10 protein-coding genes are annotated in these 15,175 nt (G+C 45.9%); 8 read left to right on the plus strand and 2 right to left on the minus strand.

The features are described from left to right. The first annotated feature begins 5 nt into the window (after positions 1–5). From VC82_RS12285 to VC82_RS12300, 4 genes are all read left to right on the plus strand, one after another. A complete protein-coding gene (locus tag VC82_RS12285; protein ID WP_045802626.1) occupies positions 6–4,442 on the plus strand; it encodes a translocation/assembly module TamB domain-containing protein in 4,437 nt (1,478 codons plus the stop codon). A gap of 143 nt (positions 4,443–4,585) precedes the next feature. Then, positions 4,586–5,572 (plus strand): 6-phosphofructokinase, encoded by a 987-nt coding sequence (pfkA, locus tag VC82_RS12290; RefSeq protein ID WP_045802627.1) that lies wholly within the window; start codon positions 4,586–4,588, stop codon positions 5,570–5,572. Between the two features lie 25 nt (positions 5,573–5,597). After that, positions 5,598–6,599 (plus strand): type I glyceraldehyde-3-phosphate dehydrogenase, encoded by a 1,002-nt coding sequence (gene gap / locus VC82_RS12295; RefSeq protein ID WP_045802628.1) that lies wholly within the window; start codon positions 5,598–5,600, stop codon positions 6,597–6,599. Positions 6,600–6,626: 27 nt separating this feature from the next. Beyond that, positions 6,627–7,478: an N-acetylglucosamine kinase gene (locus VC82_RS12300; RefSeq protein ID WP_045802629.1), complete on the plus strand. Its 852-nt coding sequence runs from the start codon at positions 6,627–6,629 to the stop codon at positions 7,476–7,478. Here VC82_RS12300 and VC82_RS12305 read toward each other — a convergent pair. Together VC82_RS12305 and VC82_RS12310 are read right to left on the minus strand one after the other, a co-directional pair. Then, positions 7,471–7,851, minus strand: coding sequence for a RidA family protein (locus VC82_RS12305; RefSeq protein ID WP_045802630.1), 381 nt, complete (start codon positions 7,849–7,851; stop codon positions 7,471–7,473). The genes VC82_RS12300 and VC82_RS12305 overlap by 8 nt on opposite strands. 57 nt (positions 7,852–7,908) lie before the next feature. After that, positions 7,909–10,593 (minus strand): putative LPS assembly protein LptD, encoded by a 2,685-nt coding sequence (locus VC82_RS12310; RefSeq protein WP_245615899.1) that lies wholly within the window; start codon positions 10,591–10,593, stop codon positions 7,909–7,911. A 175-nt stretch (positions 10,594–10,768) separates the two neighbouring features. Between VC82_RS12310 and VC82_RS12315 the strand changes: the two genes are divergently transcribed. The 4 genes from VC82_RS12315 to VC82_RS12330 are packed head-to-tail and all read left to right on the plus strand — an operon-like array spanning position 10,769 to position 15,175. Further along, on the plus strand, positions 10,769–12,034 hold the full coding sequence (locus VC82_RS12315; protein WP_045802631.1) for an N-acetylmuramoyl-L-alanine amidase family protein: 1,266 nt from the start codon (positions 10,769–10,771) through the stop codon (positions 12,032–12,034). A 52-nt stretch (positions 12,035–12,086) separates the two neighbouring features. Further along, a complete protein-coding gene (locus tag VC82_RS12320; protein ID WP_045802632.1) occupies positions 12,087–13,055 on the plus strand; it encodes an MlaD family protein in 969 nt (322 codons plus the stop codon). Then, positions 13,056–14,381: a 4Fe-4S dicluster domain-containing protein gene (locus VC82_RS12325; protein WP_045802633.1), complete on the plus strand. Its 1,326-nt coding sequence runs from the start codon at positions 13,056–13,058 to the stop codon at positions 14,379–14,381. 14 nt (positions 14,382–14,395) lie between these two features. Further along, on the plus strand, positions 14,396–15,175 hold the full coding sequence (locus VC82_RS12330; RefSeq protein WP_045802634.1) for a (Fe-S)-binding protein: 780 nt from the start codon (positions 14,396–14,398) through the stop codon (positions 15,173–15,175).

Raw genomic sequence — 15,175 nt, forward strand, 5'->3', positions numbered from 1 at the left:
CGGTTTTGGTTATTCTGCTGTTGGCAGTGTTGGGCTCGTTGGTATTGTCGCTTCCGGTGGTGCAGACCTCACTGGCCAAAAAAGTCACCGATAGGATCAACGAAGATTTTGGCACCAACATCGGTATAGAAAGGGTGCAGCTCTCGCTGCTATCATTGAACACAGGCCTCAAGGGTATTTATATTGAAGACTACAAAAAAGATACCCTTATCTATGTACAAAAGCTCTCCACCTCGATCTTAAACCTTCGGGGCATGGCCAATAACAAGATGGAATTTGGCGATATTGAGGTCAACGGCCTGTATTTGAACCTGAAAACATATCAGGATGAGGACTTTACCAATCTGGACGTCTTTATCGATAAGTTGGATGATGGCAAGCCCCGCGACCCGGGTACACCCCCATTTTTTCTGTCTTCCTCAGAAATCAATATTGCCGATAGCCGTTTTAAACTATCAGACGAGAATGCCGAGCCGGTTGAGCAATTGCATTTTAAGCAACTCGCCATATTGGCCCATGATTTTCAGATTTTGGGGCCAGATGTAACGACAAAAATCGAGGCTTTGTCTTTTTTGAGCAAGCGCGACATGCACCTTGAAAAACTTTCTGCCGAGTTTACCTACACCAAACAACAGATGCGTTTTGATTCGCTGTTCATAAAAACTCCCGAATCGGCATTGCAAGGCGGCCTGGTTTTCAAGTATGACCGCAAAGATTTAAAAGACTTTGTTGATAAGGTACAGGTCGAGGGCCATTTTGAGGAATCGACCGTGGCATTCAATGAAATCAATAAGTACTTTAACGAGTTTGGCACCAACAAGGTGGCCACTTTTACCATGCAAGTTTCAGGTGTTCTTAACAATCTGGATATTGATGGACTGATTCTTAGGTCTGACAATACCGGTATCCGCGGAAATTTCAATTTTCGCAACATGTTTACCGAACAGGCGCCCTTTGTTATGAATGCCGAGATGGAAAATGTAACCTCAAGTTATTATGAACTTAGAAGCTTGTTGCCCCAGATTTTGGGAGACAACACCCTGCCCAGCTCGTTTCGAAAATTTGGGCAGTTTACCATTCGGGGCGATGCAGAGGTGACCGAAAGTTCAATCGATGCCCAAGTAAACCTCCACACGGCAATCGGTAGCACCTATTCGAACCTGCAGATGACCAATATCGACAATATTGATGATGCCTCATATTTGGGGTTCATTTCATTGATGGATTTTGATTTGGGAGACTTTATAGATGACCCCAATTTTGGCAAAACAACTCTCGATGTGAATGTAGAGGGCAAGGGCTTTATCGCTGAATACCTGAATACTGAGGCCATTGGCGATATATACAGCCTCGAGTTCAATGGGTACAACTACCAGAACATAAAGGTTTCGGGAATTTTAAAAAATCAATTGTTTGACGGTACACTGCTGGTCAACGACAAAAATTTCAGGTTCGATTTTAAAGGTTTGGCTGATTTTAGCGAAGAGCAAAATACCTTCAACTTTACTGCCGATGCCGACTACGCCAATCTCAAGGCGATGAACTTTATCGATGACAGTGTGGCCATTTTCAAGGGCAATGTCAATATGGACATAACGGGCAACGATCTTGATAATATTGTAGGGGACATACGCTTTTCGAACACTACCTATCAAAACAAAAATGATATTTACTTTTTTGATGATTTTGCCGTATCGTCGACCTTTGAGAGTGATTCTGTTCGAAACATACAGATAATATCGCCAGATATCATCACGGGATATGTAAAGGGGAATTTTAGGGTACGTGAAATGGGCAAGTTGGTCCAGAATTCGATAGGAAGCATCTACACCAATTACAAACCCTATGAAATTTCAGGAGGCCAAACGGTTTCATTCAACCTAAAGATCTACAATAAGATTGTCGATGTTTTCTTTCCAGAGGTCAAGTTTGGCCCCGATACCTATATTCGAGGCAATATTGTGGCCGATGAGGGCGATTTCAAGCTAACCTTCAAATCGCCGAACATCGAGGCATTTAAAAATGAATTCAAGAACATTGAACTGAAGATAGACAATAAGAACCCCCTTTTCAACACCTTTTTATCGGTTGATGAAATGGCCACCGTATACTACGATATAAAAGACTTCAACCTCATCAACACCACTTTAAAAGACACGCTGTTCTTTAGAACGGAATTCACGGGTGGTAGTGAGTACAACGACAGTTATCGGCTGAATTTCTACCACACTTTCAACGAGGACAACAAGTCGGTTGTGGGCCTGAAAAAATCAGAAGTCAGCTTCAAGGGAAACACATGGACCCTCAATAAGGAAGGCAACAGCAAGAACAAGGTCATCTTCAACAAGACCCTCGACAGTATTAGGATCGAAGAGGTTGTAATGAACAATAACAATCAAGAACAGATCCGTCTAAGGGGTGAGTTGGCCGACTCTACCTATAAAGACCTCGAGCTTCAGTTCAAGATTGTATCGCTGCGCAAGATTACCCCGTCTATCGACAGCCTACGGTTAGATGGCTCGGTGAACGGGTCTTTGAACATTCTTCAGAAAGAAAAGAAGTACCTGCCCACTTCCAATATGTCAATCGATGATTTTAGTGTCAACGATATTCGTTTGGGTGATTTGGAAATTGGCATTTTTGGCAATAACGACCTAACCGAATTTGGGGTCAATACCTGGTTGTCTGACAAGGGGGTTGAGAAACTGGGCATTAACGGCAAGGTGTTCAACCACAACAATAAGGTAGAGTTCAACCTCAATTCATCTTTTAGCAACTTTGACCTTTTGCCCTTTAGCCCCTTGGGGGAGGATGTTATTTCGAACATTAGGGGCCTTGTTAACGGTAGTGCCACGATTACGGGCAGTGCCTCCAATCCTGAAATAAATGGAGAGCTTACGCTTACCGATGCAGGTCTGGGTATTCCCTACTTGAACGTCGATTACGATTTTGCGCCCCTTTCAAAGGTTCGACTTTTCGGGCAGACCTTTTATTTTGAGAACATCGGTTTGACCGATGTGGCAGAGGGCACCACGGCCATCTTAGATGGCACCATTAGCCACATGGCCTTTGATGATTGGACCCTTAACTTTGACCTGAACACCAACAATGGCCGCTTCTTGGTGCTGAACACTGATTTTGACGAGGAAGCCTTGTACTATGGAACGGGTTTCATTAATGGAACTGGGCGCATATTTGGCCCTACCGATGCCTTAAACATAACCATGGAGAATGCCAAAACCGCTAGGGGCACCTCTTTGAAAATACCGCTAAGTGATGTGACCAGTGTGGGCGACTATTCCTTCATCAATTTTATCGAAAAAAACGAAGAGAAGACGATTGAGGCCCAACGGGTACTCGATGAGTATAAGGGGCTTGAGATGGCCTTTGACCTAGAGGTAACACCAGATGCAGAGGTAGAGATTGTGGTAGACCGCAGTACGGGCAGTTCATTAAAAGGTACGGGTGAGGGTATTTTGCTGATCGAGATCAACACCAACGGAAAGTTCAACATGTATGGTGAGTTTGTCGTGGTGACCGGCGAATATAATTACCGTTTCGGTGGTATCATTGACAAAAAATTTAAGGTGCGCCCCGGAGGTACTATTCTTTGGGAGGGTGACCCACTTGCAGCTCAATTGAATATGGAGGCCGTTTATTCGCTTACGGCCAACCCGGCGCCCTTGTTGGCCAATACCGGATATAGGGGGAGAATCCCCACAGAGGTGGTGGTGAGGCTCGATGGCGAGCTTGAAAGTCCCAGTATTCAATTTAACATCGAGTTCCCGGGAACCAGTTCAGTGGTGAAGAGCGAATTGGAGTACCGTCTACAAGACCCCACTTTCGAAGAGCGAAATGCCTTTTTTCTTTTGGCACAGGGCACTTTTGTGAACGAGCAGACTGGGCTCAATCAGCAGGCCGTGACCGGTAACCTGATACAGACTGCATCGGGGCTTTTGAACCAGATCTTGGCGGGCAACAATGACAAGTTCAATTTTGGACTGTCGTATGAGCAAGGCCTTTTAAACCAAAGTGCCGAAATATCCTCAGAAGATAGGATTGGCGTCACCGTTTCCACCCAAATTTCAGACCGAATATTGGTAAACGGTCGGGTAGGGGTGCCGGTGGGCGGTGTTTCAGAGACCGTGGTGGCGGGTGATGTTGAAGTACAGGTATTGCTCAACGAAGAAGGCACCCTGAGTGCCAAAATCTTTAATAGAGAGAACCAAATACAACAGTTTTTGTCAGAGCGGCAGGGCTATACCCAAGGTCTGGGACTTTCCTATCAGGTAGATTTCAACAGTTTCAGAGACCTACTTCGAAGGGTCTTTCAAAAAAACAAAGATCCAGAGGCGAAAAAACCGTCTGCCAACGCACCATCAAATGTGATGGGCAAAGACAGTTTGGTGCGCTTCCGAACCAAGACCGACCCCCCAAAATAGAATGTGAAATCCGCAAAATTGATAAGGCAAAAAAACAGAAAATAAAACGAAAACGTTTGAGTTTTTTGTTGATTGCAAATAAGCCGTGGAACGTACAAGTTCTTTGAAATAAGTTTGCTAGTTTTGAAGTCGCAAAATTTCAAATGGCTTCAGAAATCAAGAAAATAGCGGTATTGACCTCTGGGGGGGATTCTCCCGGAATGAATGCTGCCATTCGTTCGGTGGTGCGTACATGTGCCTACATGGAGTTGGAATGTGTGGCCATATACAGAGGATATCAAGGAATGATAGAGGGCGATTTCAAAGAGATGGACGCCCGTAGCGTCAACAATATCATCAATAAGGGCGGCACGGTCTTGAAATCGGCCCGCTGTGAAGAGTTCAGAACAAAAGAGGGAAGGCAAAAGGCTTACGAACAGCTCAGAAAGCACAACATCGATGCGTTTGTGGTAATCGGTGGCAATGGCAGTTTTACCGGTGCATTATTGTTCAATAAGGAATTTGGCTTTCCGGTAATCGGTATTCCGGGTACCATAGACAACGATATCTTGGGCACCTCGTATACCATAGGTTTTGATACGGCCATTAATACAGTGGTCGAGGCCATTGACAAGATTCGTGATACCGCCAGTTCGCACAACAGGCTGTTCTTTGTTGAGGTGATGGGCCGCGATGTGGGCCACATCGCTTTGAACGCAGGGGTTGGCGCCGGTGCCGAAGAAATATTGATTCCCGAGCAGAACCTGGGACTTGAGCGACTGCTCGATTCGTTGAAAAGAAGTAAGAAATCAGGTAAATCATCGAGCATCGTGATTGTGGCCGAGGGCGATAAAACTGGAAAAAACGTATTTGAGCTAAAAGAATATGTTGAAGAACACCTGCCCATTTACGATGTTAGGGTCTCTGTACTGGGCCATATACAAAGAGGTGGCTCACCAACCTGCTTTGACAGGGTATTGGCCAGTAGAATGGGCGTAAAGGCGGTAGAGGCCCTTAGACAGGGTAAATCGAACTATATGGTAGGTATACGCGATACTAAATTGGTACTCGTTCCGATTGAAGAGGCCATTAGCGCACATACCGCCATTGATGAGGAACTCATCAGGGTTTCCGATATAATGACAACATAGGGTATAATCTTAAAAAAACAGTAACATGTCAACACTAAAAATAGGAATTAACGGATTTGGTAGGATTGGTAGATTGGTATTCAGGTCAACCGTGAAACGTGACAACGTAGAGGTGGTTGCCATCAACGATTTGTTGGATGTAGAGCACCTTGCATATCTATTGAAATACGATTCTGTACATGGCAAATTTGACGGTACCGTAGAGGTAAAAGACGGCCATTTGGTAGTAAACGGTAAAACAGTCCGTATCACAGCCGAAAGAGATCCCAAAAATTTAAAGTGGGATGAGGTCGGTGCCGAAATCGTCGCAGAATGCACCGGAATTTTTACCACCCTTGAAACGGCCCAGTACCACATTGATGGCGGAGCCAAGAAGGTCGTCATCTCAGCACCTTCAAAAGATGCCCCCATGTTTGTAATGGGTGTCAACCACGACAAGGTAAAGGCCAGCGACAAGATTATTTCCAATGCATCATGCACCACCAACTGCTTGGCGCCATTGGCCAAAGTGTTGAACGATGAGTTCGGTATCGAAGAAGGCTTGATGACCACGGTTCACGCCACCACGGCGACACAATTGACCGTCGACGGCCCATCTAAAAAAGATTATAGGGGAGGAAGAAGTGCCATGATCAATATCATTCCTGCTTCAACAGGCGCTGCAAAGGCGGTGACCAAGGTAATTCCTGAGCTGGAAGGAAAATTGACCGGAATGGCGTTCCGTGTGCCCACTGCAGACGTATCGGTGGTCGACTTGACCGTACGACTTGAAAAGGAAACCTCCTATGAAGAGATCAAGAAAGCATTCAAGAGGGCATCAGAAGGCAGCTTGAAAGGTATTTTGGGCTACACTGAAGAAGCGGTGGTCTCCCAAGACTTTGTGGGTGATGCCCGTACGAGTATTTTTGATGCCGGTGCCGGAATCGAATTGAATTCCAAGTTTTTCAAGGTGGTATCATGGTACGACAATGAGGCCGGTTATTCGAACAAGCTGGTCGATTTGGCCGAACACGTAGCCAGTCTGTAAACCAGGCGCACCTAACCAAGCAGACATATGATTTTGATTGTTGATAGTGGGGCCACCAAGTCAGATTGGATAGCCCTCGATGAGAAGGGCAACCAGCTTTTTAATACACAAACTTTGGGTCTGAGTCCCGAAGTATTGACCAAAGAGGTCATCGAAGATCGTTTGGCCAATAATTTTGAGCTTTCCAAGAATAGAGAAAAGGTTACCCAATTGTTTTTCTACGGTGCCGGTTGCGGTACCGATAGAATGAAACGGTTTTTAAAGGGCATTTTTGCTGATTTCTTTCCCAATGCCAAGATAGAGGTCAAAGAAGATACCTTTGCGGCGATCTATTCGACCACAAAAATAGGTGAGCCCGCCATTGTATGCATACTGGGCACAGGTTCAAATTGTAGTTATTACGATGGTCACCAGCTTTTTCAAAAGGTACTTTCGCTTGGCTATATATTGATGGATGACGGCAGTGGCAATTTCTTCGGAAGAAAGCTGCTGCGCGACTATTATTACCACAAGATGCCACAAGACTTGGGCATCAAATTCGCCAAAGAGTACAATTTGGATGCCGATGTCATCAAAGAGAACCTATACAAACAGCCGAACCCCAATACATACTTGGCAAAGTTTGCCAGGTTCATTGTCGAGAACAAAGAGCACCCGTATTGCAAAGGTGTGATACACAAGGGATTTCAGCAGTTTGTCAACAACCATATCATGCAGTTTGAGCTGGCGACAAAAGTGCCTATCAGTTTTGTGGGAAGCATTGCCCATTACCTAAGAGAAGAGCTGGAAACGGTTTTAAAGAACAACGACCTGATTTTAGGGGTCATTCACCAACGCCCCATAGACGGTCTTGTTGAGTTTCACAGGAAAACTATTTAACGGCGATCATTGAAATCTCGACATTGACGAACTTGGGCAGGTTGGCGACCTCCACGGTTTCCCTTGCCGGGGCCGTTTCTGCGTTGAAGAAAGAGGCGTAGACCTCGTTTACCGCGGCAAACTGGTGCATGTCACTTAAGAATATGGAGGTCTTTACCACATTTTCAAAGGTCATTCCTGCTTCGGCAAGAATGGCCTTTAGGTTTTTCATACATTGTTGGGCCTCCATTTTGATATCACCCTTGATCAATTCTCCCGTTGTGGGGTCCATGGGTATTTGCCCCGAAATGTACAGTGTGCCGTTGGAGAGTACCGCTTGGTTGTAGGGGCCGATGGGCGCTGGGGCATAGGGTGTGTTTATGATTTTCTTCACTGTTTTTCGTATTTACCGACAATTTAATTCATTTATCCAACATCCAACAATCCGATACTACCTTCTGCCCAGCCTGCGCTGGCTTCGTTGCTCCCATTTTACATCTTGTAAGATGGAACTGCTGATGCCGATGAAGAAATCCCACCGTTCATTTCTTCCGAAGGGAACCCAGTTAAAACGCAGGTCGAAGCTTCCCAGATTTCTGGCGAACCTGAACTGGGTCAAGGTAAAGCCCTTGTTTTTGAAATCGTAGCCCGACGAGAAGCCCAAACTCCATTTGGGCGTCAATTCAAGGTTGCCCGAAAACATCAGTGAATTATTGGTGATCTCACCTTGTCGATTGCTGTTGTTATATGTGGTGGCATAGGCTAGACGAAGGTCCCAGGGCAATTTCGAGTTGTATATGGGCACTTCTTCGTCGTCATCATCCTTTCGGCGATCATCAAAACCACGGTCGATGCCCGTGTCAAAACCTTCGCCGAACAGGTCATCGGCCCGCCCACCGCTACTAGCGCGGTAATAGTCATTGCTATCTGGGCCATCGTCTGCATCGCCTTTTTCTTTTTTCTTGAAGGTTTCGCTGTTGAGCTGGTAGCTGACATTGAGACCGGCCCTAGTCAAACGAAACAGCCCGCCTCCGCTGTTGATGTTGAAGGTATTGATCCGCCTACCGGTATTGTCTATAGCATAGGGATCTAGGCTTCCCGTAAAGTTGATGCTCATCTTCTCGTTCAAAATACGCGTGCCCCCGTTAAAACTGATAGGGGAAAGCTTTAGGGAATCGGCCTCAAAGTTATACGAGGTCGAGAAGTTGAGGTTGCTCAACAGAGATATTTTCTTGGGTTCAGTAGCGGTGGAATCTTTATCGCGCACCTTGGCCTCTAAGGTGTTCTGTAGCGAGAAACTTACCGAATTTGACTTGCCCAGACTGGGTGCGCCGTTCAGTGTGCCCTCAAAGCGACTGTATAGTACTTCTTCACCATCCAAATTGGTGTAGGTGTCATAGAACTGATCAAACGAAGGGGTGTAGCCCCAACCAATCGATGGTCGCATCACATGCCGAATGGCCTGTATTTTTTTGTCTTCCCCAAAATTCCATGTACCATAAAGGGTTGTGCCTATGCTGGCGTTGAGTCCATAACGGTTATATCGGTCAAAACCGTTAATGGTGTCCAAGACTACCTCCCGGTTGCTGTCAGGGTCATCAGGATCGAGCCCTCTTTCAAAGGTTTCGAGTGTCCAAACATCCTCATAGTTGGCCCCAAGGCTCACACTAAAATATTTGGCGACCTTAAAGTTGGTGCTCACCGGTATGGTGTGCCGGGCACCCACCTTGGCATTGTCGAACATTTTTGGGGTGAAAAAGAGCGAGTCTGTAGTGGTAAGGCGGTTTTCGGCTCTTAAATTGTACTGCAGGTTGATGTTTTGAATGATTCCTTTTTTGATGCCATCACGCTTTGCAAACGGAAAAATACGCTCCATACTTGCCTGCACTGTCGGCAATGTTAAATTAATGGCCTCGGTGTTCGTGTTTTGGTTATGGGTCGCCGTTATACTGACATTCACCGATGGGTAGGACGGAAATGTCTTTGAGTATGATATGGAGGAAGATAGGTTGTTGTTCTGCGTATTGGCCAGGTTTACTTGATTGGCCGATTCACGATAATAATTGCTGCTACCAAGGTTCACCGAAGCCGAAAACCGCGAGTTGGGGTTGGCCTTGGGGTCTTGGGTGTGGCTGATCTGTAAATTGTACAGTGTATTTCGACTAAAATCGGAAAAGCCCTTTTGACTGGTAATCAGATTCTCGAACCGAAAATTGATGTTGCCCCTAAACCGATACCGTTTCGCATAGATCGACTGTGCCCTAAAGCCGTAGCTGCCGTTGGTAAAAAAATCACCCAGAATGCTGAAATCGACGTATTCACTAATGGGAAAATAATAGCCGCCGTTTTGGATGAAATATCCCCGTTGCGGGTCGTTGCCAAAGGTGGGGAAAATAAGTCCGGCGGTTCTTCCCGTGGTTAACGGAAAATAGGCAAATGGCAGGGCAATGGGCGTGGGCACATCAACAATGTACATATTGCTGAAACCGGCGATTATTTTCTTGCCCGGCACAAACTTCGCCTTTCTGACACGTATATAATAATCGGGGTCTATGGTGTCTTTTGAGGTGGTCAGTTTGCCATCCTTTAAAAAATACACCGAGTCGTTCTCTTTTTTGGTGACCTGGGCCAATACCTTCATCGCATCGCTGCCCAATGCGCCCAAAGTTGGCTGCTGTTCGGTACGGGAGTTGAAGATCAGGGCTTTTTCGGTATCAAAATTGAACCGTATCGAGTCGGGAATCACCTCTTGGTCACCCTGCTTGAAATAGGGCAGTTGTGAGTATGTGCTATCGGCAGGGTTGTACATACGGCCGGCATAGACTTCGTTTTTGATATAATCGAGTACGATAATGCCCGCTTTCAGCTCGGTATCTTGATATTTGATCTCGGCCTCATCGTACAAATAGATTTTTTGTTCTTTTTGGCTGATGCGCACATAATCTTTGGCCTTATATGCTATTTTGTCCAACAAATAGCTCTTTTTTTTGGGCAGCGTATCGTTTTCAACGGCGTCAATGCCAGTGGAATCGTTAAGAATATTGGTCGTTAGCAAAGGGGCGGTTATGGTATCCTTAGTCGCTTTAATGGGTAACGGAACTAGGGTGTCTTCTTGCGCTGAAGCCACCATGCCCATTAACAACACAAATAGGAGAGGAAATAAATGTTTGTTTGCTTGCAACGCTATAAATCCTATTTTTGTGATAGCTTGGCTTGGTTTTTGGAGTCCAAACTTACGCATATTTTTCATTCTGTAAATTGGGCTTCACTTTATTTTAACCTGCTTGAAGCCTTATAAATCGAGGGCACCCATGACTAAAAACAAGTTGTTTCTTCTTTTCTGTTCGGTACTTGTTGCCGTACTGACATCCTTCACCAAAAATAATACCGAACTGCCCGCCAACGATACGTTTGTGGTGGTGTTGGATGCTGGCCATGGTGGCCACGACCCAGGTAATCTGGGCAACGGGTACCTTGAAAAGAACATTGCTTTGAACATTGTGCTGAAGGCCGGTGCAATTTTGGAAAAGAATACTGATGTCAAGGTCATCTATACCAGAAAAGACGATTCGTTCGTAGATCTTTACATAAGGGGCAAGATCGCCAACGATGCCAATGCAGATCTTTTTGTGTCGGTGCACTGTGATTCGCACAACTCCGATGCACATGGTGCCGGTACGTTCGTTCTTGGGCTCCATGCCAACAAGCAGAATTTTGAGGTGGCCAAAAAGGAAAACTCGGTTATCTATTTGGAGGATAATTATGAAGAAAAATATGCGCAGTACGACATCAACTCACCAGAGTCGGTAATAGGGCTTACCATCATGCAAGAGGAGTTCTTGGACCAAAGCATTCAATTGGCCAAGCTGCTACAGGACAACTTCACCAAAAAACTCAAACGAAAGGACAGAAAGGTCAAGCAGGCGGGGTTCATTGTGCTTCACCAGACCTTTATGCCCAGTGTTTTGATAGAGGCCGGTTTTTTGACCAACAAAAGTGAAGGCGCTTATTTGAACTCCACAAAGGGGCAGCAAGAAATGGCCAGGGCCATTGCCGATGCCATATTGACCTACAAAGAGAATGTGGTTCCCGACCTTGAAGAACCAAGTGGTACGCCACCGGTTGCCAAAGAAACGGTGGCAAAGGCCACTGAGCCGCCCAAGGCACCTGCGAAGCAGCCCGATGTAGAGGAAAAAGTAACGCACTCGACACCGCCACCTTCTACCATAGACAAGAAACCTGTTGAGGTAGTAGAAAACAAGAAAGAGGCAGAATCGCTCAAAAAAGCCGCTGAGGTAGAGGCCGCCCCCAATGTGGTGTTCAAGATACAATTGATGGCGAGCTCTAAGGTAATTCCTTTGGATGGCGATAACTTTAATGGGCTCAACACCTTGTCAAAAGAACCGTATAAAAACCTATATCGCTATATGTATGGCGAAACCAATTCGTACTTGAAGGCCAAGTTGTTGAAAAAGAACGCTGATGCCAAAGGCTATACCACTTCGTATATCGTGGCCTACAAAGATGGGGTTCGGGTGCCTTTGAAGGAAGCCTTGAAATACGCCCCTGAACAATAGCTGCTTTGAGAAAAATATTCCTAATTTTGTTTGAAACGGAAAACTAGAGTTCTTGAAACTATCCAGGGAAGTCAAAACCGCCATCATTGTATTAATAGGAATATTCCTTTTTATTCTGGGGTACAGTTACCTAAAGTCAAACTCCCTTTTTGATAAATCAAAGACATTCTACGCGGTGTATAGCCATGTTGGCGGCCTGCAAACAGGTACCCAGGTATCTATCAACGGGCTTACGGTGGGCAATGTCACCGACATCAAATTTAAAGATGGATCGGGCAAATTACTGGTCACCTTGACCGTTCAGAAAAACTTTGAATTTTCAAAAAACAGCAAAGCTGAACTGTACGATACCGGAATCATCGGTGGTAAGGGCATACAGATCATCCCAGTTTTTGACGGGGCACCGCCTGCGCGGTCGGGCGATACGCTCAAGACCAGCATTAGGCCCGGTATCACCGAGTTGGTGCAAGAAAAGCTCACCCCGTTGCAAATGAAGGTCGAAGGTGCTGTTTCACATGCCGATTCGTTGTTGATAAATGTCAATGATGTATTGGACGACCCCACCAAGCGAGAGCTTCAACAGAGTATCGTAGGCTTGAACCAATTGATACGAAGTTTTCAGGGCAGTGCCCAAAAGTTGGACCAGTTGTTGGCCACCAACCAACAAGAACTAGATAGCTCGATCAAGAATTTTAATACCATGACGGCCAATTTTTCAGAACTGTCGGAGTCTTTGGCCAATGCTGGATTGGAAGAAACCATTGTAAATCTTCAGCAATCACTCAATAATTTGAACACCATTCTGTCCAAGGTTGAAAAGGGTGAAGGTTCATTGGGCAAATTGGTGGCCGATGATGAACTCTACAACAATCTCTCAAACGCTTCAAAAGAGCTAGACCTGTTATTGCAAGACTTTAGGTTGAACCCCAAGCGGTACGTGAACGTTTCCATTTTTGGCAAAAAGCAGAAAGAATACACATTGCCCGAGAACGATCCCGCTGAAAAACTGGACGATAACTAAATGACCGTACTCCCCAACATTCTGTTTGCAATCGCCCTGATAGTGGGCATAGGCTACTTTGTTAGAAATGTCAAAAAACTGAAAAGGAACATTGCCCTTGGCAGAGGGGTCGACGTTAGCGACCACAAGGCCCAGCGATGGAAAAATATGGCCAGAATCGCCCTTGGTCAGTCGAAGATGGTCGTACGGCCCGTTGCAGGTCTCATGCACATAATCGTCTATGTAGGGTTCATTATCATCAATATTGAGGTGCTGGAAATCATTATCGACGGACTTTTGGGCACCCACCGGGTATTTGCCTCTTTGGGCGGTTTTTATGATTTTTTGATTGCCTCGTTTGAGATATTGGCCCTCTTGGTCATTATAGCGGTCATCGTTTTTTGGGCAAGGCGAAATATACTTAAGCTTCGTCGGTTTCTCAAACCTGAGATGAAAGGCTGGCCCAAGACCGATGCGAATTGGATTTTATACATTGAATTGATTCTGATGGTGCTCTTTCTTACCATGAACGCCACAGATGTTACATTGCAGCAAATGGGGGCGGCCCATTATAAAGAAGCCGGGACTTTTCCGGTAAGCCAGTTTTTGGTGCCGCTTTTTGAGGGTATGCCGATGCAGACCTTGATAATCATAGAGCGCAGTGCCTGGTGGTTGCATATTTTGGGTATTCTGTTCTTCTTGAACTACCTATATTACTCAAAGCATCTACATATTTTGTTGGCGTTTCCGAACACTTACTTTGGAAAGGTACGGCCCCAAGGACAGTTTGATAATCTTGAATCTGTCACCAAAGAGGTAAAACTGATGATGGATCCCAATGCCGATCCCTTTGCAGCTCCTGCAGACGATGCCCCACAGCCCGAAAAGTTCGGTGCATCCGATGTAATGGACCTCACCTGGGTGCAGCTATTGAACGCTTACACCTGTACCGAATGTGGGAGGTGTACCTCTGAATGCCCGGCCAATCAAACGGGCAAAAAGCTTTCTCCTAGAAAGATTATGATGGACACCCGCGACCGGTTGGAAGAGGTGGGCAAGAACATCGATGCCAATAAGGGCGAATTCAAACCTGATGGCAAGCAATTGCTCGACGATTATATAACCCGTGAAGAGCTTTGGGCCTGCACCACTTGCAATGCCTGTGTTGAGGCTTGTCCTGTAAGTATAGATCCATTGTCGATCATCATGTCGATGCGGCAATATTTGGTCATGGAGCAATCGGCTGCCCCGGCAGAGCTCAACAATATGATGGGCAATGTGGAGAACAATGGGGCCCCTTGGCCTTTCAATCAAATGGATCGTCTTAACTGGTCAAAAGAATCCTAAAAGTTAAAACAGCTATGAACGTACCGACAATGGCCCAACTTTTTGCGGAGAACAAACAGCCCGATGTATTATTTTGGGTGGGCTGTGCCGGAAGTTTTGATGACCGTGCAAAGAAGATCACCAAAGCTTTTGTCAAGATTTTGAACAAGGCCGGCGTTAGTTTTGCGGTATTGGGCACCGAAGAAAGCTGTACCGGAGACCCTGCCAAACGCGCAGGCAACGAATTCTTGTTTCAAATGCAGGCCATGACCAATATCGAGACCATGAACGGGTATGGTGTGAAAAAAGTGGTTACCGCCTGTCCGCACTGCTTCAACACCATTAAAAACGAATACCCCGGTCTTGGCGGAAATTACCAGGTGGTGCACCACACCCAGTTCTTGAAACAATTGCTGGACGAAGGAAAGATTACTTTGGAAGGGGGCACTTACAAGGGCAAGCGGATCACTTATCACGATCCCTGTTATCTGGGTAGGGCCAATGATGTTTTTGAAGCCCCTAGGGAATTGATCCAAAAGCTGGATGCCGAACTGGTTGAAATGAAAAATTGCCGCAAACGTGGGCTTTGCTGTGGTGCCGGTGGCGCCCAAATGTTCAAAGAACCCGAAAAGGGCGAGAAAGATATCAATGTAGAACGCACAGAACAGGCACTTGAGACCCAGCCAGAAATCATTGCAGCTGCCTGCCCCTTTTGCAATACCATGATGACCGATGGGGTAAAAAGTAAGGAAAAAGAGGCCAAGATCGCTGTATTGGATGTGGCCGAATTGATTGCGAACGCTGAAGACTTATAG

It is taken from the genome of Flagellimonas lutaonensis (assembly GCF_000963865.1).
GTDB lineage: Bacteria > Bacteroidota > Bacteroidia > Flavobacteriales > Flavobacteriaceae > Flagellimonas_A > Flagellimonas_A lutaonensis.